18 protein-coding genes and 2 tRNA genes are annotated in these 21,607 nt (G+C 62.2%); 15 read left to right on the plus strand and 5 right to left on the minus strand.

Features of this window, described 5'->3' with window-relative positions; translation table 11 throughout:
* The first annotated feature begins 10 nt into the window (after positions 1-10).
* Positions 11-742 (plus strand): amino acid ABC transporter ATP-binding protein, encoded by a 732-nt coding sequence (locus tag EYW45_RS22175; protein WP_161137618.1) that lies wholly within the window; start codon positions 11-13, stop codon positions 740-742.
* A gap of 66 nt (positions 743-808) precedes the next feature.
* Complete coding sequence (locus EYW45_RS22180; RefSeq protein ID WP_161138029.1) at positions 809-1,735, plus strand: LysR family transcriptional regulator; 927 nt, start codon at positions 809-811, stop codon at positions 1,733-1,735.
* Positions 1,736-1,789: 54 nt separating this feature from the next.
* Here EYW45_RS22180 and EYW45_RS22185 read toward each other — a convergent pair whose 3' ends face one another.
* The 3 genes from EYW45_RS22185 to EYW45_RS22195 form a co-directional block, all read right to left on the minus strand.
* On the minus strand, positions 1,790-2,563 hold the full coding sequence (locus EYW45_RS22185; protein WP_161137619.1) for a UDP-2,3-diacylglucosamine diphosphatase: 774 nt from the start codon (positions 2,561-2,563) through the stop codon (positions 1,790-1,792).
* Entirely contained in the window at positions 2,556-3,065 is a 510-nt protein-coding gene (locus EYW45_RS22190) for a peptidylprolyl isomerase (protein ID WP_161137620.1), read from the minus strand. Before EYW45_RS22190 ends, EYW45_RS22185 begins: the two co-directional genes overlap by 8 nt.
* Before the next feature lie 196 nt (positions 3,066-3,261).
* Entirely contained in the window at positions 3,262-3,960 is a 699-nt protein-coding gene (locus EYW45_RS22195; protein WP_328703674.1) for a tetratricopeptide repeat protein, read from the minus strand.
* A gap of 118 nt (positions 3,961-4,078) precedes the next feature.
* Here EYW45_RS22195 and cysS point away from each other — a divergent pair, with 118 nt between their 5' ends.
* The 8 genes from cysS to EYW45_RS22235 all read left to right on the plus strand — a co-directional run bounded on the left by cysS (position 4,079) and on the right by EYW45_RS22235 (position 12,772).
* Positions 4,079-5,527: a cysteine--tRNA ligase gene (gene cysS, locus EYW45_RS22200; RefSeq protein ID WP_161137621.1), complete on the plus strand. Its 1,449-nt coding sequence runs from the start codon at positions 4,079-4,081 to the stop codon at positions 5,525-5,527.
* Between the two features lie 37 nt (positions 5,528-5,564).
* Entirely contained in the window at positions 5,565-6,209 is a 645-nt protein-coding gene (locus EYW45_RS22205) for a DNA-3-methyladenine glycosylase family protein (RefSeq protein WP_161137622.1), read from the plus strand.
* A gap of 37 nt (positions 6,210-6,246) precedes the next feature.
* Positions 6,247-7,212: an acetyl-CoA carboxylase carboxyltransferase subunit alpha gene (locus EYW45_RS22210; RefSeq protein WP_161137623.1), complete on the plus strand. Its 966-nt coding sequence runs from the start codon at positions 6,247-6,249 to the stop codon at positions 7,210-7,212.
* A gap of 33 nt (positions 7,213-7,245) precedes the next feature.
* The gene (gene tilS / locus EYW45_RS22215; RefSeq protein WP_161137624.1) at positions 7,246-8,274 is read left to right on the plus strand and encodes a tRNA lysidine(34) synthetase TilS; all 1,029 of its coding nucleotides are present in this window, start codon (positions 7,246-7,248) and stop codon (positions 8,272-8,274) included.
* Between the two features lie 91 nt (positions 8,275-8,365).
* Positions 8,366-9,634, plus strand: a complete 1,269-nt coding sequence (locus EYW45_RS22220; RefSeq protein ID WP_161137625.1) for an aspartate kinase — start codon at positions 8,366-8,368, stop codon at positions 9,632-9,634.
* 59 nt (positions 9,635-9,693) lie between these two features.
* Positions 9,694-9,785: transfer RNA gene (locus EYW45_RS22225), tRNA-Ser, on the plus strand.
* A gap of 231 nt (positions 9,786-10,016) precedes the next feature.
* Positions 10,017-11,183: a winged helix-turn-helix domain-containing protein gene (locus EYW45_RS22230; RefSeq protein ID WP_161137626.1), complete on the plus strand. Its 1,167-nt coding sequence runs from the start codon at positions 10,017-10,019 to the stop codon at positions 11,181-11,183.
* A gap of 206 nt (positions 11,184-11,389) precedes the next feature.
* Entirely contained in the window at positions 11,390-12,772 is a 1,383-nt protein-coding gene (locus EYW45_RS22235) for a leucine-rich repeat-containing protein kinase family protein (RefSeq protein ID WP_161137627.1), read from the plus strand.
* A gap of 83 nt (positions 12,773-12,855) precedes the next feature.
* Here EYW45_RS22235 and EYW45_RS22240 read toward each other — a convergent pair whose 3' ends face one another.
* The gene (locus tag EYW45_RS22240) at positions 12,856-14,088 is read right to left on the minus strand and encodes an MFS transporter (RefSeq protein ID WP_235939180.1); all 1,233 of its coding nucleotides are present in this window, start codon (positions 14,086-14,088) and stop codon (positions 12,856-12,858) included.
* Between the two features lie 124 nt (positions 14,089-14,212).
* On the opposite strand from EYW45_RS22240, the gene EYW45_RS22245 reads away from it, so the two are divergent.
* The 3 genes from EYW45_RS22245 (at position 14,213) to EYW45_RS22255 (ending at position 17,400) form a co-directional block, all read left to right on the plus strand.
* On the plus strand, positions 14,213-15,040 hold the full coding sequence (locus EYW45_RS22245; protein WP_202444862.1) for an AraC family transcriptional regulator: 828 nt from the start codon (positions 14,213-14,215) through the stop codon (positions 15,038-15,040).
* A 255-nt stretch (positions 15,041-15,295) separates the two neighbouring features.
* Entirely contained in the window at positions 15,296-17,158 is a 1,863-nt protein-coding gene (locus EYW45_RS22250) for a phosphoenolpyruvate carboxykinase (GTP) (RefSeq protein ID WP_161137629.1), read from the plus strand.
* A gap of 165 nt (positions 17,159-17,323) precedes the next feature.
* Positions 17,324-17,400, plus strand: a tRNA-Arg gene (locus EYW45_RS22255).
* Positions 17,401-17,497: 97 nt separating this feature from the next.
* Here the strand turns inward: EYW45_RS22255 and EYW45_RS22260 are convergent.
* Positions 17,498-18,463, minus strand: coding sequence for an SDR family NAD(P)-dependent oxidoreductase (locus EYW45_RS22260; protein WP_202444863.1), 966 nt, complete (start codon positions 18,461-18,463; stop codon positions 17,498-17,500).
* Positions 18,464-18,733: 270 nt separating this feature from the next.
* On the opposite strand from EYW45_RS22260, the gene ltaE reads away from it, so the two are divergent.
* The gene (gene ltaE, locus EYW45_RS22265) at positions 18,734-19,744 is read left to right on the plus strand and encodes a low-specificity L-threonine aldolase (protein WP_161137631.1); all 1,011 of its coding nucleotides are present in this window, start codon (positions 18,734-18,736) and stop codon (positions 19,742-19,744) included.
* 308 nt (positions 19,745-20,052) lie between these two features.
* Complete coding sequence (locus EYW45_RS22270; RefSeq protein ID WP_161137632.1) at positions 20,053-21,549, plus strand: glucosyltransferase domain-containing protein; 1,497 nt, start codon at positions 20,053-20,055, stop codon at positions 21,547-21,549.
* The last annotated feature ends 58 nt before the right edge of the window (positions 21,550-21,607 follow it).

Raw genomic sequence — 21,607 nt, forward strand, 5'->3', positions numbered from 1 at the left:
GACTCATCCCATGATCAAACTCGACAAAGTCAATAAGTGGTACGGCCCCCATCACGTGCTGCGCGATGTGGATCTCACGATCGCGCAGGGCGAGGTCGTCGTTGTATGCGGCCCGTCGGGCAGCGGCAAATCGACGCTCATCCGCACGATCAACCGTCTGGAACCCATCGAGAAGGGTGCCATCACGGTCAACGGTCAGGACGTGTACGCGAAAAACGTCAACCTCAATACTCTGCGCCAGGGCATTGGTTTCGTGTTCCAGTCGTTCAACCTTTTCCCGCACATGACGGTGCTGGACAACGTGTTGTTCGCGCCCACCACCATCCAGAAGCGCTCGCGCAAGGAGGCCACCGGCGAAGCCATGCAGTTGCTCGAGCGCGTGGGCCTGGCCGAGAAAGTGGGCGCCTATCCCGGCAATCTGTCGGGCGGGCAGCAACAGCGGGTGGCGATCGCTCGCGCGCTGGCGTTGAAGCCGCCGATCATGTTGTTCGATGAGCCGACCAGCGCGCTCGATCCCGAAATGGTGGGCGAAGTGCTGCAGGTGATGAAGTCGCTGGCTCGCGACGGCATGACGATGGTGTGCGTCACGCACGAAATGGGCTTCGCGCGCGACGTGAGCGACCGCGTGGTGTTCATGGATGCGGGCCAAATCCTGGAAGAGACGACGCCCGAGCAGTTTTTTACGGCGCCCGCACATCCGCGCGCGCAGCGCTTTCTCGCCGACATTCTGCACAAGGCGTAAGGCGGCAGGGCCGCGCTGGGGGACGATGGTATGGTTACGCGTTCCCCGCGCCTTGCCCTGTCGTCGATGGTCACGCTCAAACAACTCGAAGCGTTTTACTGGAGTGCCGAGCTCGGCAGCTTCAGCGCATCCTCGCGCAAGCTGCACACCACGCAATCCGCCATCGCCAAGCGGGTGGGAGAGCTCGAAGCCTTCGCCGGCACGCCGCTTTTCGAGCGCGGTCCGCGCACGTTGCGACTCACGCACCGTGGCCGCAAGCTTTCCGAGCTCGCGCGCGATATGTTGGCGCTCAACAGCAACATCGTCCAGCAACTGGGGGATGCGGCCAACGTCGAAGGCAGTGTGCGGCTGGGCGCCACGGAACTGGTCGGGCTCACCTGGCTGGCGAGTTTGATCAGTCAGGTCAGCAAACAACATCCCAAGGTGCAGTTGCTGCCCGAGATCGATGGCGGCGTCACGTTGTATCAACGGCTCGTTGACGACAGCCTGGATCTGGCGATCATGCCCGGACCCTTCTGGAGCTACGAATACGACTGCGTCCCGCTGGGCACGATCCGCAATGTGTGGATGTGCAGCCCGTCGCTGGACATCGATTCGTCGAGCATGCTGTCGCCGGAGGATCTGGCTCCATACCCCGTGATTACGCAGCCCACCAATTCGGCGCTCTCGTACCTGTACGACGCCTGGTTTACCGAGCAGGGCTTGAGCGTGAAGCAGGTGCTGTCATGCAACAGCCTGGGCGTGGTCGCGCAGATGACGATTCTCGGCATGGGCATCAGCTATCTGCCCCCGGCCTACTTCGCGCCGCTGGTCGCGCGTGGCGAACTGCTGCAATTGCGCGTCAGTCCGCCGCTGCCGCAAGTGAGTTATTACGCGGTATTCAAGAAGTCGCTGATGAACCCGGTCGTGGCCAGCGTGATCGAGATCGCACAGCAAGTGTGCGACTTCGATGCCGGCGGGTCGTTTCTGGGCGTGGGGCCCAATCGGGGGTGAGGGCGCAGGATTCGGCTACGCCAGGTGGCAGACCTGCCAACAAGCGCGCCGAAGTCAGTCTTCCAGATCGATATCGAAGACTTGCGGGCCATCGCGATCGATGACCATCCAGCCGCCGCGAGGCGGTTGGGCATGATCCAGGTCCCAGTCGGGCAACACCCAGCGTTCGCGCCGGCGGCCCTCGATCATCTCGACATGCCGACCAGGCCGATGCGTGTGGCCATGCACCATCAAGCCGACGCCAGCGTCGGCAAACGCCTGGGCCACCGCTTGTGCATTGACGTCCATGATCTCGGCCGACTTCGCCTGATTGGCCGACACACTTTCGCCGCGCGCGGCTTGCGCAAGCGCGAGCCGTTCGGGAATCGTCTTGGACAGGAACTCATTCTGCCAGCGCGGATCGCGCACCATGCCGCGAAACTGCTGATAGGCCGCGTCGTCGGTGCAGTATGCATCGCCGTGCGAGAGCAGAATCTCGCCGAAATCCGTGACCAGCGTGACCGGGTCGGGCAGCAGGCGTGCGCCGATCGCGTCTGCCAGTTCCTGACCCATCAGAAAGTCGCGATTGCCATGGCCGATCCACAACTGCGTGCGCGCACCGGTGGCTTTCAGGCCCGCGAGGGCCTGGGCCAACCAGGGCGGCGCCGCGCGGATGACGTCATCGCCGATCCACGCATCGAAGATGTCGCCGGGCAGGATCAAGGCATCGGCCTCGTCGGCCGCGGCCTGCAGGAAGGCCAGAAAGGCCTCCTGCGTCGCCGGTGCCTGAGGACCCAGGTGCAGATCCGAAGCGAGCCAGATTGTGCCTGGCAGAACAAGCTTACTCAACGATTTCGGCCTTCTCGATCACGATGTCTTCGGCCGGCACGTTTTGGTGGAAGCCGCGGTTGCCCGTCTTCACGCCGCGCATCTTGTCGATGACGTCGGTGCCTTCGGTCACCGTGCCGAATACCGTGTAGCCCCAGCCGCTGGGCGTGGGCGAGCTGAAGTTCAGGAAGTCGTTGTCGGCCACGTTCACGAAGAATTGGGCGGTAGCCGAGTGCGGGTCGCTGGTGCGCGCCATGGCAACGGTGTAGCGGTTGTTCTTCAAGCCGTTGTTGGCTTCGTTTTCAACCGGGGCATGCGTCTGCTTTTGCTTCATGCCGGGTTCGAAACCGCCGCCTTGGATCATGAAGCCGTCGATCACGCGGTGAAACACCGTGCCGTCATAAAAACCTTCCTTCACGTAAGTGAGGAAATTCTCAACCGTCTTGGGCGCTTTTTCGGCGTCCAGCGTGATGACGAATTTGCCGAGGTTGGTTTGCAGAGCGACGCGAGGAGTCGTGGACATGGAGGCGGTTCCTTTCTTAGTGGTAGAGGTGGGCTGCGCAGCCTGGGCGCCCAGAGGGGCGACGGCCAACATCGACACGGCAAGTATCGACGCGCGCAGCAGAGGCGATTGCAAGAAACGGGTCATCATTCTCGAAACGAGTCCTGTGCTTGAGCGTGGGAATTCCACGGGGCCAAAAAAGCCGCTGTACAGCCGGTCATCGACCGGTGCCCGGCGCCTTTGTGGGGGCGGGAGGGGAAGCAGGGCGGGAGACGGGCTTGGGCGCGCCGGTGCCGGCCTGCTGATACGAACGTTGCGCCTTCATCATCTGGACATCGCCCAGATTGGCGCGCGCGGTGGTGTAGTTGGGATTGGCGCGAAGTGCCGCCTGCAGCGCTTCTTCGGCGCTTTCGAGCTCGCCGCGTGCCACATACAGTGCAGCCATGTTGTTCCAGGGCTCGGGGAGCTCGGGATACAACACCGTCATGTTCTTGTAGATGTCGATGGCTTCGTTGGGCTTGCCGGTTTCGGACAAGGCGCGGGCATGCAGAAACTCGAGCTGCACATCCGTGCCGCCGCCCAACGGCGCGCGCGCTTCCAGTTCCGCCTTGCGTTTTTCGATCAGCGCGATCGCCTCGTCGTAACGGCCTTGGCTCAACAGCAGCTCGATGCGGTTGGTGACCTGCGATGGCGTGGGCTGCAGCGCGGTATTGACGCTGGGCCGGGCTTTGTCGAGCAGGCGCGCAAGTCCTTCCCAGCCGCCTTCGCGAACGGGATCGTCCAGCGTGGTGGCCGTGGGCGAGGACGACGGGTACAAGGCACCGCCAGGCGCCGCCTGGGCCGCAAGGACCGTCGTCGATGCGCCGGCCAGCATACAAGCCAGGGCAATCGATAAAGCGTGCTGCGTTATGGTCACAAGTTCATCCGATATATCGGGCGGTGACGACCGAGGGCATACCCGCCCGTGCGCCGTCGTGCGCCCGCTTGCTATACTTAAAGACCGCCATTTTAGCCCCGGCCAAGACGTTAGCGCCATGCTGCAAATTTACAATACGTTGTCCCGCAAGAAAGAAGCCTTCAAGCCGGTCGAACCGGGCAAGGTGCGGATGTACGTCTGTGGCATGACGGTGTACGACTATTGCCACCTCGGTCACGCCCGCATGCTCGTCAGTTTCGACGTCGTGCAGCGCTGGCTGCGCCATAGCGGCTACAGCGTGGATTACGTCCGCAATATCACCGATATCGACGACAAAATCATCCGCCGCGCCGTCCAGACCAACAAGCGTCTGGGCGAAGTCACCGCATTTTATATCGACGCCATGCATGCCGATGAGCGGGCCCTGGGCGTCGCAGCGCCCGATCGCGAGCCCCGCGCCACGCAGTATGTGGGTGAGATGGTCGACATCATCAGCAAGCTGGAGGCCCGTGGCCTCGCTTATCAGGCCGACGATGGCGACGTCAATTTCGCGGTGCGCGAGTTTCCGGGCTACGGCAAGCTGTCGGGCAAGACACTCGACGATCTGCGGGCCGGCGAGCGCGTCGCCGTGGGATCGGCCAAGCGCGATCCGCTCGATTTCGTCTTGTGGAAGTCGGCCAAGGCTGAGGAACCCGACGATACCAAGTGGGCGTCGCCCTACGGCATGGGCCGCCCTGGCTGGCATATCGAGTGCTCGGCCATGGCGAATGCGCTCCTGGGCCAGCCGCTCGATATCCATGGCGGTGGCCCCGATCTGAAGTTTCCGCACCACGAAAACGAAATCGCGCAGTCCGAGGGGGCGTTTGGCGGCACCTTGGCCAATACCTGGATCCATTGCGGCCCGTTGATGGTCGATGCCGACAAGATGTCGAAGTCGCTCAACAACTTCCGCACGATCCGCCAGACGATCGCGCAGGGCGAGCCGGGCGATGACGCGGCCGAATATGCCGTCAACGCGCGTGAAGCCGAGATGCTGCGGTTTTTCATCGTGCGCAATCACTATCGCAGCGCGCAAAACTATGCGCCCGATAACCTTGCCGATGCCCAAAGCGCGCTCGATCGCCTTTATCAGGCGTTGCTCAATGTGCCGCCGGCAGAGGTCGACATCGATTGGGCTGCGCCCGCCGCCGTCGCATTCACGGCGGCGATGGACGACGACTTCAATAGTTCGGGCGCCGTCGCCGCGCTCTTCGAACTGGCGTCGGAGGCGAACCGTACCAAGGATGCTGCGGTATCGGGGCAATTGAAGGCGCTGGGCGGCGTGCTCAGCCTGTTGCAACAGGCGCCGGATGCGTACTTCAAGTGGTCGAGCCGTTATTCGGCGGGCGCTGCCGAACGTCCCGATACGCTGGGCGACGCCGATATCGATGCCATGGTGGCGGCGCGCGGCGCGGCCAAGCAGGCCCGTGATTTTGCCGAAGCCGATCGTCTGCGCGACGCTTTGCGTGCCGCCGGCATCGAACTCGACGACAAGGCCGGCGGTATCACCCAATGGCGTCGGGCCTGAAGTGCCCACAGCTTCAAGCCCCCAAGGATCCGTACGAATGTCTATCGCCGAAACCGCCTCGATCAAGCCCGCGTATTGGGATGAGGCCGTCGCCGACCTGACCGAACGCGATCGCATTCTCAAGAAAATCATCCCTCAGCATCCCGAAGCCTGGCTGGGGGAAAGCACCACGCCGTTCATTACCTTGGCGCGCGCCATCATTGGGCAGCAAATCACCGTGAAAGCGGCCGATGGCCTGTGGGCGCGCTTTCAAGACCTCGCCGGCAAACGGCCGTCGCCTGCGTCGGTGCTCAAGACCACCGTGCCCGGCTTGCGCGAAAATGGCTTGTCGCTGCGCAAGGCCGAGTACCTGATCGATCTGGCCACGCACTTTGCCGAAAAACGGGTGCATCCGGATCGCTGGTCCGAAATGGAGGACGAGCAGGTCATCGCCGAGCTCGTCGCCATCCGCGGTATTGGCCGCTGGACCGCAGAAATGTTCCTGATCTTCAACTTGCAGCGGCCGGATGTCCTGCCGCTGGACGATTTGGGCTTGCTAAAGGCGATCTCGCTCCATTACTTTAGCGGCGAGCCCGTCTCCCGCTTCGAGGCGCGAGAGGTCTCAAACGCTTGGCAGCCCTGGCGTACCGTCGCCACCTGGTATTTGTGGCGCAGTCTGGACGCAGTCGCCGTTCAGTACTGAGCCCGATAGCAGACGCCCTTCAACGGAATCTTTTCCCATGCGCAATACATTCCTGGAATTCGAACAACCGCTGGCCGAACTTGAAAACAAGATCGAGCAACTGCGCTATGTGCAGGCCGATTCGGCGGTGGATATTTCGGATGAAATCAGCCGGCTGCAGCAAAAAAGCCAAAGCCTGGCCAAGGAAATCTACGGCAAATTGACGCCGTGGCAGACCGCGCTCGTCGCCCGCCATCCGCAACGCCCCTACACCATGGACTACGTGCGCGAAATCTTCACCGATTTCCACGAGCTGCACGGCGACCGCATGTATGCCGACGACCAGTCCATCGTCGGCGGCCTGGCGCGCTTCAATGGCGCAGCCTGCATGGTCATCGGTCATCAGAAGGGCCGCGATACCAAGGAGCGCGCCATGCGCAACTTCGGTATGCCGCGTCCCGAGGGTTATCGCAAGGCGTTGCGCCTGATGCGTCTGGCCGAGAAGTTCAAGATTCCCGTCTTCACGTTCGTCGACACCCCCGGGGCCTACCCGGGCATCGGCGCGGAAGAGCGCGGTCAGTCGGAAGCCATCGGCCACAACATCTACGCGATGGCCGAGCTCAAGGTGCCGATCGTCACCACCATCATCGGTGAGGGCGGCTCGGGCGGCGCATTGGCGCTGGCGGTAGGCAACACCGTGCTGATGCTGCAATACGCCACCTATGCGGTCATCTCGCCCGAAGGGTGTGCCTCCATTTTGTGGCGCAGTGCCGACAAAACGGCCGAGGCCGCCGAAGCGCTGGCGATCACCGCACCGCGTCTGAAAGATCTCGGTCTGGTCGACCGCGTGGTCAATGAGCCCGTGGGCGGCGCCCACCGCGATCCGCGCGTCATGGCGCGCCTGCTGCGCCGGTCGTTGAGCGATGCCTTGCGCCAGCTCTCCGGTCAATCGAGTGAAGAACTGGTCGATCAGCGCATTCAGCGACTGATGGGCTATGGCCGCTTCCAGGAAGTGCGGGCTTAACCGTTCAGCCTGCGCGATCGCGACGCCGCCCCGATGTCTGACATGGTCGCGCATTCGGGGGTGTTGAGCCCAGTCACGCTCGACGCCGTGCGGCAGGCCTTCGCGGCGCATCCCCACGCCCGGATCGCCATTGCTCTCAGCGGGGGCGCCGACTCCGCCATGCTTGCCCTGGCGGCCGTTGCCGTGGCGCGTGAGGCGGGATTATCCGCTCGATTCGTTCGCGCGTTTCACGTTCATCATGGCTTGTTTATCGAGGCCGATCGCTGGGCCGACCACGTTCGTGCTTTGTGCGCGGGGCTTGATCTGCCCCTCGATGTGGTGCACGTTGACGTCGCGCGCAACACCGGCCGCGGCATCGAAGCCGCGGCACGCGAGGCGCGTTATGCGGCATTTGGGCAGATGGCGGCGGCCGCCGGTATCGATACCCTATGGATGGCGCACCATCGCGACGACCAGGCCGAAACGGTGCTGCTCCGGCTGCTGCGCGGCAGTGGGGTGGCCGGCATGGGCGGCATGGCCGCACACACGCGCCGTTCCGGTCTCACACTCGTACGCCCATGGTTGGAGATCGACCGCGCCGTGATCCGTGCCTGCGCCGAGCGGTTCACCGAGGCCACGGGGTGGGCACCGGTCGACGATCCCAGCAACGCCGACGCGGCCTATACGCGCGCCGCCGTGCGCACGTTGCTCGCCCCGGTGCTCAACGCGCGCTGGCCGCAATGGCGCGGCATTCTGGCGCGGCATGCCCGGCACATGCGCGAGGCGAGTGAAATGCTCGCCGAAGTGGCTGCAGAAGATCTGGCGCGGTTGGAGCCGGCGCCGGACGGCGCCAGCGTGTCGCTCGCGGCGTGGCGCACCTTGTCGCCCGCCCGGCAACGGCAGGTGCTGCGCCACTGGCTCGATCGGATGGGAGCACCCATGCCGACCGATGCCCGGCTGGGCGAACTGGTGCGGCAGCTACGTCAGTTGCATAGTCTGGGCCACGATCGGCAGTTGCGATGGCAGCACGGCGCGTTCTGCATCGTCTGCGTACGCGGTCGTATCTGCGTCGAGAAAACCTGAACGGTTCTCAACGTCATCATCACGCGTTACACTAGTGAGCTTTGCCTGCCAGCTGCCCTCGGCAGGGAACCATTGCCAGAGAATGAGATAGATGTCCCTAATCGTCCATAAGTATGGCGGCACGTCGATGGGCTCGGTCGAGCGCATCAAGAATGTGGCGCGTCGCGTCGCCAAGTGGCATGCCGCAGGCCACCAGGTCGTTGTTGTCCCCTCCGCCATGGCGGGTGAAACCAACCGTTTGTTGGGGCTCGCGCGCGAACTCGCGCCGCAACCCGACGGTCGCGAACTCGACATGGTTGCCGCCACCGGCGAGCAGGCCAGCAGCGCGTTGCTCGCCATTGCCCTGCAAGCCGAGGGCGTCGCTGCCCGCAGCTACACCGGCTGGCAAGTGCCCGTGCGCACCGATTCGTCCTATACCAAGGCCCGCATTACCTCGATCGAAGATACGCGCATCCGTGCCGATCTCGATGCCGGCAAGGTGGTCGTGGTCACGGGCTTTCAGGGCATCGACGACGACGGCCACATCACCACGCTGGGGCGGGGCGGTTCCGATACCTCCGCCGTGGCCGTGGCGGCCGCCATCAAGGCCGATGAATGCCTGATCTTCACCGATGTGGATGGGGTGTACACCACCGATCCGCGCGTCGTGCCGGAAGCACGCCGCATGGCCGTCATTTCGTTTGAAGAAATGCTCGAAATGGCCTCCCTGGGCTCCAAGGTGCTGCAGATCCGCTCGGTCGAGTTCGCCGGTAAATACCGTGTGCCGACCCGCGTGCTGTCATCCCTGACTGACCCGCTCATTCCGCTCGACGACGAAATGCGTTCGGGCACGCTGATTACTTTTGAGGAAGACGAAAAAATGGAAGCCGCCGTTGTCTCCGGCATCGCCTTCAGCCGCGACGAAGCCAAAATCACGTTGTTGGGCGTTCCGGACAAGCCCGGCATCGCCTACTCCATCCTCGGCCCCGTGGCCGCGGCCAATATCGATGTCGACATGATCGTGCAGAACCAATCGGTTGCCGGCACGACCGACTTCTCGTTCACGGTCAACCGCAACGAGTTCCAGCGCACCGTCGACGTGCTCAAGCGCGACGTGATCCCGGCCGTTCAGGCCCGCGAACTCGTTACCGATGAGAAAGTCGCCAAGGTGTCCATCGTCGGTATCGGCATGCGCTCGCACGTCGGCGTGGCCAGCCTGATGTTCCAGACGCTGTCTGCCGACAACATCAACATCCAGATGATCAGCACCAGCGAGATCAAGACATCGGTCATCATCGACGACAAGTACATGGAACTCGGCGTGCGCGCGTTGCACAAGGCTTTTGGCCTGGATCAAGCGCCGGGAACCGACAAGGTTTGAACACAGAAGGCTGGCGCGGCGTAGTGATTAAAAAACCGTGCTAGAATCCTGTGCTTCGCGGAGACGTGGCCGAGTGGTTGAAGGTACTCCCCTGCTAAGGGAGCATGTGGGTTAAACTGCATCGAGGGTTCGAATCCCTCCGTCTCCGCCAAGAAGTATTTAAGCCCCTGATTTTGTTGGTACGCCAACGGACTCAGGGGCTTTCGCGTTTCTGGCCGTTTCGGTTCTGATTCATGCTTGTGCGAGGCATTGGCGCGTGATGTGTGGTTTGTCTTGTCTCGTCTGCCAAGCGTTGCACCTTTATGCGACGTTGCCTCGTGCATTGCCATTCCGGCAATCGTCACGCATCCGGCGTCGATAACCGTTCTACAACCTTTGCCCTATGCCTCGTTTGCCTGCTAAGCCCGTCGTTTTGCCGCAGTCCATTGCGCGTCAGATCTGGCTGCGGGCGCAGGGGTTGGCCGAGCCGGCGCCATTTGGCAGCGGCCCCGAGGCCACGCCGCAGGCCATTGCACATCTGGGCTATGTGCAGATCGATACGATCCACGTGATCGAACGATGCCATCACCACATCCTGTACAGCCGCATTCCCGATTACCGTCGCGACCATTTGCGGCAAGCGCAGTCGGTGGATAAGTCGGTGTTCGAATATTGGACGCATGCGCTGTCGTATGTGCCGATAGCGGACCTGCCATGCTTCATCGGCGAGATGAAGCGGCACCGGCTGGCGCCTGGCAATGGGTTCGATTCGGTGAGCAAGCAGGAACTGAGCAAAGTGCTGGCGCGTATTCGGCGCGACGGTGCGCTGTCCATTCGCGACATTGCCGACGACGAGCTCGTCGAGAAAACTCATGCGTGGGCAAGCAAAAAGCCCTCCAAGCGTGCGCTGCAATTGGCGTTCTACAACGGCGCCGTCACGATCAGTGCGCGTGCCGGCATGTTGAAAACCTACGAGCTCATCGATCGCCATTTCGGGTGGGAGAAGGCACCGCGGGCAGCGACTGAAAAGCAGGTACTGGATTACCTGCTCGATCGGGCCGTGCGTTCGCAAGGCGTGGTGAGCCTCGATTCGATCTGCCATCTGGACGCCAAGCGCAAGCCGATGATCCGGGCCGTGATCGAGGCGCGCGTGCGCCGGGGCCAGCTTGTGCCGGCGGTGATCGCAGGCGGCGAGCAGGTTGCGCACTGGGTAAGGCCGGCGCTTGTCGACGCGGCGCTGACAGCGGCGCCGACACGTCCCGGCGTGCATATCCTTTCGCCCTTCGATCCGCTCATCATTCAGCGCAAGCGACTGCAGCTTTTCTTCGATTATGAGCACCGATTCGAAGCGTATGTGCCGAAGGAAAAGCGCGTGTATGGGTATTTTTCGCTTCCGGTATTGGTGGACGATGAAGTAGTGGCGGCCATCGATCTCAAAACGGATCGCGCGCAACGCAAGTTGCTGGTGCAGCAATGGACGTGGGTGGGGCAGGGGAACGCCGCGCGGCACCAAGCGCGTATCGACGAGGCATTGCACCGATTCGAACGTTTTCAACTTGATGGGCATTGAGCACGAACGGTGCCGATTACACTGCGCCAATCGAATCGCCGGCGCTCGGTAGCGAGAGATTCAACGCGTCATAGGCATTGCGTCTGGCGGAGCGCGTCACACATCTAGCGTCCGACAAATAGCCTGTGAACACACGGCGCCGGACAAACGGCCACCGAATGAACTTCGTCGACTCGTTGGCGACCGACACACCTTACCAGCCAGCAATGCCAGATAAAAACCCCGCAACAGACACCTTGACCCAACTGCGCGCCGGTGAGTTGGCAGGCGCGCGCCAGCTTCACATCGCCGGTGGCCTCACCACATTCCCGCGCGAGATCCTATCGCTTGCCGATACCTTGGAAATTCTCGATCTGAGCGGCAATGCGTTAACGGAATTGCCAGCGGACTTCGATCGCCTGCATAGGCTGCGGATCCTGTTTCTGTCGTTTAACGCGTTCGACCATATTCCCGACGTCCTGGGCCGATGCCCCGCGCTCACCATGCTCGGCATGAAAGCCAATGCGATCGAACGGGTGAGCGGGGCGTCGCTGGCACCCACCCTGCAGTGGCTGACGCTCACCGACAATCGGATCGCTGCCTTGCCGGCAGAGATCGGCAATTGCACCGGCTTGCGCAAGCTGCTGTTGGCCGGCAATCGGTTGACGGCGTTGCCGGATACCTTGGCGCAGTGCCAGGAGATCGAGTTGATGCGGCTGTCGGCCAATCGGCTCGAGGCGCTGCCATCGTGGTTGCACGCCTTGCCGAGGCTGGCGTGGCTGGCGGTGGCGGGCAATCCGGTTTTTGCCGCTGAGGAGGCGGCTGGCCGTGCCAACGACGTGCCGGTGCATGTCGACTGGGATCGGATCGACGTGCAGGAAAAGCTGGGCGAAGGCGCGTCGGGCGTGATCTATCGGGGCGAGTGGGCGCAAACCGCTGCCGATACGCCGAAGCCCGTGGCGATCAAGCTTTTCAAAGGGGCGGTGACCAGCGACGGGTTGCCGCAAAACGAGATGGCAGCGTGCATTGCCGGTAGCGGTCATGCCAGTCTGATCCCGGTGCATGCACGCATCGACAATCACCCCGATCGCACGGAAGGCCTGGTACTGGCGTTGATCGATTCGAGCCTTGGCAACTTGGCGGATCCGCCGAGCTTTGCCAGTTGCACGCGCGATGTGTATGCGCCCGGGCAGCGCTTGACGCTTGCCGCGGCGCTGCGCGTGGCACGCGGGATTGCAGATGCCGCGCGACATCTGCACGCGCGGGGCATCATGCATGGCGACCTGTATGCGCACAACATTCTTTACGCTGATGATGGACGTGCGTTTTTGGGCGACTTTGGCGCAGCGTCGTTTTACGACGCCACCGAAGAAGCTTATGGGCGCATCGAGGTGCGGGCGTTTGGTTTGTTGCTGGAAGAGCTGCTGGCGCTGGCTTGCCACGAGCGGGATGCTTCGCCTGCTGAATTCGCCATACTGGATGGGTTGCAGGAGCGGTGCATCAGCGAGGATCGCGATAGCCGTCCTGCGTTTGCCGAGATCGTCGCCGCACTGGACGATGTGGTCACGTCCCTAAGCCAACGGCCCACCCTTGCCAGGCCGTCGCCTTGATACTCAAGCCGCTGCCGTAACACTCAAGCCGTTGCCTTGATACTCACGCGGCTGCCTTGACACTAAAACGGCCGCATTGACATTCAAGCGACGGCCTTTGCGGCCTCCACCTTCGCTGGCTCGGTCGGCAGCAGCATCACCATCGCCGCAGTGCACGCCGCAATCGCCGCCATCACGCCCAACAAGGTGGTAAATCCCATCTCCTTCACGGCGGGGCCCAGTAACCACACCGCAAGCGAACTGATGCCGAACGACACGGTGAGGCGCATGCCCGCCACGCGCGAGCGGCTGCGGTCGTCGACGTAGCGCACGATCATGGCGTCGGTGAAGGGGATGGCGCCAAAAATAAACACCATGGCGCCTACCAAGGCAGCAAACAACCCCCATCCTTGCGCCACCGATGCCCACATCAGCAACGGGATCTGCGCCAGCGCGATGCACAGGTACAAAGGTTTGAGCGACACGCGGTCGATCAATCGTCCCACGACCACCTGCGCGAGCGAGGCCAGCGCGTAGATCGCCGCCAGCATCGCGCCCAGCAGCGCGGGATCTTCGACGATGTTGCGAAAACGCTCGCTTAAAAGCTGGGCGTTGCCATTGGTGGTGAAGTTGAAGAGCAGGCTGCCGGTAACCGCAGCCGCCGTCATGACGGCGAAGGCGCGCGCAAGTTGGGCGGGATTGAGCGCCACAGCTGCGCGGCCACGACGCTTGGCGGGCGCTTCCGTTTCGTGCGGGCATACCCGCATGAAGAGAAGTCCGCACACGATCGCGATCAAGCCGGGCAGTGCGAACGCGGCACGCCAGCCGATCGTTTTGATGAGCAACCCCGTGATCAACGCGGCAAGCGCAACGCCGAGGTTGCCGGCGAGTCCGTTGACGCCAATCACGGCACCCGGGTTGGGGGCGTTTTGCACGATCATCGGGATGCCTACCGGATGATAGATGGCGGCAAACGCGCCAATGAGCGCCAATCCGGCGGCCAATTGCCACGCGTTTTGCGTGAGCGCGCACAGGATCGCCGCGCCGCCGATGCCGAAGAAGAACAGCAGCATCATCCTGCGGCGGCCCCACATGTCGCCCAGGCGGCCGGCGGGCAACGAGCCGATACCGAACAGAAAGAAGGCCGCCACGCCATAGGGCATCAAGTCTTCCCACCGCGCAAAGCCGAATTCGGCTGCAATGGTGGTGACCGCAGCAGCAAAGATCAGCAGGAACATGTGATCGATGCCGTGCGCGATATTCAGCAGCAGCATGACGGCGCGGGGATGCGCACGGGGCTCGGTAGTGAAGGGATCGGATGGGTTGGCTGGGTTCATCGCTGGCGTCGCGTGCATTGGAAGGTGAGGGTGGGCTGCGGCTTCTGACCGCATTGATGGCATTGTGAGAAACTGGCGTGATTCTGTCTTTCGACTTTATGACCGAAACTATCGCGAAATGGACATGAGCGAATCGAAGGGAGGCCTGCCGCCCGCACCGCATGAGATCAAGGTGGCGGACGCCGATGCGCCCGCCATGGTGACGCGACGCCGGCTACTGCAACCGGATTTCCATATCCCGCCCCATTGGCACGCGCGCACGCAGTTTTTGTTTGGCGCGAGCGGCGTGATGCGGGTAGGCACCCCTCGCCGACTGTGGATCGTGCCGCCCACGCGCGCACTCTGGATTCCCGCGCATGTGGTGCATGAGATCCGCATGTCTGGATCGGTGGATATGCGGACGTTGTACATCGACGCTGAACATATCGCCGGCATGCCCGATGACTGCGCGGTGCTCGACATGACGCCCCTGATGCGGGAGTTGATTGTTCGCGTGACGGCGGATGCGCCGTCGGTGCAGGATGCGGCCGCGGTTCAGGCCGCGGCAGACGCCGCGCGCGACAGTGACTATCCGCTTCTAACCACGCTGATTCTTGCTGAGCTGCGCCGGTTGCAGTCCTGCGGCTTCGATTTGCCGCTGCCCGAAAGCGCCGACCTGCGTGCCTTGTGCGCCCGGGTGCTGGCCGACCTGGCTGAGCCGCTGGATACGCAGGCGTACGCCGCCGGCTTGGGGATCAGCAGTAAAACCCTCTACCGGCGATTCTTGAGCGAAACCGGGCTGACGTTCGTGCGCTGGCTGCAACAGGCAAAGCTTCTGGAAGCGGTACGGCGCTTGGCGGAGGGGCAAACCGTCACCACGGTGGCGCTCGATCTGGGCTATCAGAGCCCGAGCGCGTTTACGGCCATGTTCCATCGGACGCTGGGCAGTCCGCCCAAGACCTATCGCGGTTGATCATCAGGCAATGGGCGCTGGACGCGTGCCCCCCTATCGCCGGAATACGCCGACAACCGGGGACGGATTGCTTACAGCTGCTTGCAATGCACCATTAGGATGATTATTCATAATTTGCAGGCCGGTTTATAGTCAATGTTTCGGTCGCATGACATCGCGTTACCGCGCGATGGATGGCGGCCGATTCGTTCATCCGAGCAATAAAGCGACGATCCGCAACAGGATCGTCCGATCGCCAGGCAGGAGAGTTCGACCATGAGTGCTGTTCCGACTATCGATAAGCGCACCGCTGCCCAAGCCCCGGCTTGGGTCAAGCACGAGAAACTGAAGCAATGGGTGGCCGAGATTGCCGCCGTGACCCAGCCCGACCGAGTGGAGTGGTGTGACGGCTCGCAAGAAGAGTACGACCGCCTTTGCGCGCAAATGGTCGACGCCGGCACCTTGCAAAAACTCAATCCGGAGAAGCGTCCGGGTTCGTATCTGGCGTGGTCCGATCCGAGCGACGTGGCGCGGGTGGAAGATCGCACGTACATCTGTTCGGCCAACGAAGCCGATGCCGGCCCCACGAACAACTGGTGCGATCCGGCTGAGATGCGCACCACCCTGAGCGATCTGTTCACGGGCTGCATGCGCGGTCGCACGCTGTATGTGATTCCGTTCTCGATGGGCCCGCTGGGCTCGCCGATCGCCCACATCGGCGTCGAGCTCTCGGACTCGCCCTACGTGGTCGTCAACATGCGCTTGATGACGCGCATGGGCAAGAAGGTGTATGACGTGCTGGGCACCGACGGCGAGTTCGTGCCTTGCGTGCACAGCGTGGGCAAGCCGCTGGAAGACGGCCAGAAGGATGTGGCCTGGCCTTGCAACGACATCAAGTACATCGTGCACTATCCCGAAACGCGCGAAATCTGGTCGTTCGGTTCGGGTTACGGTGGCAATGCCTTGCTGGGCAAGAAGTGCTTTGCCTTGCGTATCGCCTCCACGATGGGCCGCGAAGAAGGCTGGCTCGCCGAGCACATGCTGATTTTGGGCGTGACCTCGCCCGAAGGCCGCAAGATGCACGTGGCTGCTGCGTTCCCCTCGGCCTGCGGCAAGACCAACTTCGCGATGCTGGTGCCGCCCGCTGCTTTGCCGGGCTGGAAGGTCACCACCATCGGCGACGACATCGCCTGGATCAAGCCGGGTGCGGATGGCCGTTTGTACGCCATCAACCCGGAAGCCGGCTACTTCGGCGTGGCGCCGGGCACCAGCGAAAAAACCAACTACAACTGCATGGCATCGTTGCGTCAGAACGTGTTGTTCACCAACGTGGCACTGACCGATGACGGCGACATCTGGTGGGAAGGCATGGGTCCCGCACCCGCGCACCTGACGGATTGGCAAGGCCGTTCGTGGACGCCCGAGATCGGTCGCGAAACCGGCCGCAAGGCGGCGCATCCCAATGCTCGCTTTACGGTGTCGGCCGAGCAAAATCCGGCGCTCGATCCCGAGTGGGATAACCCGCAAGGCGTGGCGATCGATGCCTTCATCTTTGGCGGCCGCCGTTCGACCACGGTGCCGTTGGTGACCGAAGCGCGCAACTGGGTCGAAGGCGTCTACATGGCAGCCACGATGGGTTCGGAAACGACCGCCGCCGCAACGGGCCAGCAAGGCGTGGTGCGTCGCGATCCGTTCGCCATGCTGCCGTTCTGCGGCTACAACATGAGCGATTACTTCACGCATTGGCTGGAGCTCGGCAAGCGTCTGGAAGCGGGTGGCTTCAAGCTGCCGCATATTTTCTGCGTCAACTGGTTCCGCACCGACGAGAACGGCAAGTTCATCTGGCCCGGCTTTGGCGACAATATGCGCGTCCTGAAGTGGATGCTGGAACGTATCGACGGCAACGCCGAAGGCGAAGAGCATTTGTTTGGCGTGACGCCGCGCTACACGGATATCAGCTGGGACGGCCTGAACTTCTCGCAAGCGCAGTTCGACCAGATCACCGGCATCGATGCCGATTCGTGGAAACAGGAACTGGCGTTGCATCGCGAGTTGTTCCAGACGCTGCAGCAAGGCCTGCCGCCGGCACTCACGCAAGTGAAAAAACAACTCGGCGAGAAGGTGACGTTGCAGGGTTAGTTTTTTTCGTGTTATAGTCGCTGTCTTGGTTGACGGGATGTTCGTAGCAAACCGATCAGCCAGCCGCAGTGAAGGCCAAATCAAGTTTTCAAAGTCTGATCATACTGATTTGAGCGTAGGCTTCATTGGGGCAGCGGTGGCGCTTTTAGCGTATGCCGTCAATATGCGCCCGTAGCTCAGTTGGATAGAGTACTTGGCTACGAACCAAGGGGTCGTGGGTTCGAATCCTGCCGGGCGCACCACATTTCTGCAAAAAGCCTTCGACGCAAGTCGGAGGCTTTTTTGTTTGTGCTGCGTTCGGCCAAACGGCGGTCGTTTCAAGAATGAAGGATGACCCGGCTATCGATAACGCTCGCCGACCAATGCTTCGCTTTTGATCCACAGCGCTTTTGCCCGCTCGCCATCCAGCGCATAAGACATCACGCCGTCCCGAATGCCGGGCACATCGTCGATCTCTGCAACATGACAGTTCTCGAGGTACCGGCCACCGATGTCATCGGCGTCGGCCACGATGGCCGCCCACACGGATGTCGCGGCCATCTGCTCGACCGTTTTCATCTTGAGCGGCGCCTCACCTCCGGCCTTGCGATCGGACGCGATCTGATTGAAAACCGCCTTCAGATCCTCCTGGCCGAGGTGCCGCATGAGCGGCGTATCGCTGGTGCCCGGCATGACCGAAGCGGCACGTATGCCTTGATCGCGATGGCGGCGATCGAACTCCACCGCAAAGAGCGCGTTGGCCGTCTTGGACTGACCGTAGGCCGCCCAGCGGTCGTACGCCTTGTGCTCGAAGTTTGGATCGTCGAGGTCGACATCGGCGCCGCGATGGCCGTTGGAGGAAAGCACGACGACTCGGCTGCCGATCCGCAGCAGCGCGGCGATACGGTTTATCAGCACGAAATGGCCCAGGTGGTTCGTGCCGAATTGAGTTTCGAAGCCATCGACGGTACGACCCTCGGGCGTAGCCATGACGCCGGCATTGGCGATCACGGCATCAAACAGCGCACCCGCCGCCAACAGGCCGTCGGCACCGGCGCGCACGCTTGCGAGCGATGCGAGATCGAGCGCAATCAATTGCAGGCTGCCACCGCTTTGCCTGGCGGCGGCGCGGATGCTATCGGCGTCTTTGTCAGCTTTCGCGATATCGCGCACCGTGCCCACCACCTCAGCGCCGCGCGACGCGAGCACGCGGGCCGTTTCGAGGCCCACTCCCGAAGACACACCCGTCACCAGAAATCGCCGGCCACGAAGATCCACGTTGGCCAGAACATCATCGGCGGTCGATGTTGCGTTGAATTGGGGCATCACATGTCCTTTGTCAGACGTTCGTCGAGCCTTCACGATAGCGTTACGGCCCACGACACGAAAAGCCGATTTGGCGCTGATCCTTGCCTAAACCTCTCGGTGTGACGTCGCCACCAGCGTGTCATCGCGACGTCTACGCTCACGCCGCGCCGCGATGTCGCTGGACACCATTCCGGCTTTGCACGCCCGTTGCATGCGATCCACCGCAAATCTTCCCGCGTTCGACGACAACGGGGAGTACGATCATGGCCTCAACTTTCGGAGCCGTTCATGATCGACCTGCGCAGTGATACCGTTACCCGTCCTACTCCTGGCATGCGCGACGCGATGGTCGCGGCCGAGCTGGGCGATGACGTTTACGGTGACGATCCCACGATCAATCGTTTGCAGGCGGTGGTGGCAGAGCGCGCCGGCAAGGCTGCCGGCTTGTTGTTTCCTACCGGCACGCAAAGCAATCTGGCGGCCCTCATGGCGCATTGCGGCCGCGGTGACGAGTATCTGGTGGGCCAGCAGGCGCATACCTACAAATATGAAGGCGGTGGCGCTGCCGTGCTGGGCAGCATTCAGCCGCAGCCGCTGGAACATGCGCCAGACGGCAGTTTGCCGCTCGACGCGATTCGCGGTGCGATGAAGGCCATCGATCCGCACTTCGCGCGCACCCGTTTGCTGGCTTTGGAAAACACCATTGGCGGCAAAGTGTTGCCGGCCGATTATGTGCGCGATGCGGCAGCGCTGGCGCGATCGCTGGGGTTGTCGGTGCATCTGGACGGCGCACGTGTGTGCAATGCCGCTGTAGCGTCGAAGGCCACACTGCAGCAGATGTGCGAGTCGTTCGATTCCGTGTCGATCTGCTTTTCGAAGGGCTTGGGTGCGCCGGTGGGATCGGTGCTGGTGGGCGATGCCGAGTTGATAGAGCGTGCGCGCCGCTGGCGCAAGGTGCTGGGCGGCGGCATGCGGCAAGCCGGCGTGCTGGCGGCGGCTTGTCACTACGCGCTCGATCATCACTTCGACCGTCTGGCCGAAGACCACGACAATGCTGCGTGGCTGGCTCGCGCGTTGGGCGAGGTCGCCCAGATCGATGTGCTGTCGCAAGCCACGAATATGGTGTTCCTCCGCATTCCCGACGCCGATGCCAAGCCGCTCGAGCAGCACTTGCAATCGCAGGGCATCTTGATGCGCTCAACCTACGGCGGGCCCACGCGGCTGGTCACACACCTCGATGTATCGCGACAGGATCTGCAGACGCTGGTGGACAGCATCAAGGCTTACTACGTGCATTGATGACGCTTGACGTCATCGACCCCGTCGAGATTCCGGCGGCGGTCGTCGTTACGGGTATGCGAACCGATGGACGTTCGGCATAGCCACGCGGAATCTGGCGCGGTGGCATTGACTTCAGCGTGATGTCAGCCCCTTCATCGTGCAATGCAGCACTTCGCGATGATGCAGGATGGGAAAGTTGCGAAAACGCCAACTTTCCCGTTTTTTTTGATTCTGCACTACTTTAGGGCGCGCAATTCGGGCAAAGTGCGGATTGGCCGGCCGCGTTCGCCGCGTGCCGAAGTTGAACGTTTTGCCCGATGTCATCCGTGGAATCACTCCGTACTACGCCGTCCAAGTTTCTGTTGACGCTGGCGCTGGCCATGTGCCTGTTTTACGTGCTGCCGATTGCGCTGGCAAACGTGTACTACCTCGACGATCTCGACCGCGTGGCCAATGGTTATGCGTCCTGGTCCACGAATGGCCGTCCGCTCGCCGACGGCATCATGATGTTGCTGAATCTGCGCATCTCCGAACCCATCGTGGTCGATCTTGCGCCGTTGCCATTGGTATTGGGTGCAGTCAGCGTGGCGTTGGCCTTATGGGGCCTGTGCCGGGTGCAACCCGTCTCGACGCGCCCGTTTGCGATGATGGCCGCGTTCCTGCTGGTCGCCAATCCCTTCTTTCTTTCCAACCTGTCGTATCGCTTCGATGTCTGGAGCATGTGCCTGGCCCTGGCCTTTGCGATCGCGCCGTTCACCTTGCGGCGGGAATGGAAGGTCGAGCTGCTATGGTCCACGGTGTGTTTGTTCCTGTTGTTGTGCCTGTATCAGGCGGCGCTCAACGCCTACATCATCCTATCGATCACGGCCGTGCTGTATGCCGTCGCGCGTCAGGCCACGCCCACCGCCATCTGGCGCGAGTTGGGTGTGCGCGTGGGCGCGTTGCTGCTTAGCAATGTGCTGTATGAAGTGAGCGCCAGTCAACTGGTGCAGGGCAGCTATGCGATGTCGCACCGCGATTTCGTTTCGCTCAATGGCGATTTGCCCGCGGCCGTGTGGCGCAATATCCAGACAGGCTACGCCACATTAGGTACGGCGCTGACGCCCAGCACCATGTGGATTCTGTTGCCGCTCACGATCGTGGCGCTCCTTGGCACGCTTTACCGCGCCGGCCGCTACGCCACGATCTATCGCAGCGCCGCAGGCATCGTGGTTGCGGCCCTCGCGGTCATCGCCACATTCTGCATCCCGGTTTTCGTCTTCGGCATTTTGCTCGCGCTGAAAGATCCTGTGATGGAGCCGCGCACCATGATCGGCTTCGGCGCAGCACTGTACGCCGTAGCGTTGATGTTTCTGCTGACCATCGAAAAGCGCGCGCCCATCCTGCGGTATTTCCTGCTGGTGCCGATGATCTACGCGTACTCGCTGGTGTTTGCCTACGGCAATGCGCTGCATGCGCAAGAGCGCTACGACAGCGTGATTGCGGCAAGCATATTGAGCCGGCTGGACAACACACGCGAGGGCGCGCCACGCGGCATGTACTTCCATGGCCTCGTGAAACCGTCGCCCGTGGCCGCGTTGATCCTCAACCATTTCCCGGTGCTGGACACGGTGTTGCCGCAGACGTTGGACGATACCGGTTGGACGAGCGAACTCTATCTGGCCCTCTTCGGGATCAACTACCCGTTCATCGAAACGGAAGACGTGCCCGAGGTCATTCGCACCACATGCCGGCCGGAATACAAGGTGCGCGGCGAACGCTTCGACAGCTACGCGCACGATGGCTTCATGGTGATCGATTTCAAAAAGAACGGTTGCCAATAACGGGCTTTCGCATCGATTTGCAAACGGTCAAAATTTCATGGTATAAAGTCGCCTCTTT

The organism is Schauerella aestuarii, assembly GCF_009866805.1.
Taxonomy (GTDB): domain Bacteria; phylum Pseudomonadota; class Gammaproteobacteria; order Burkholderiales; family Burkholderiaceae_B; genus Schauerella; species Schauerella aestuarii.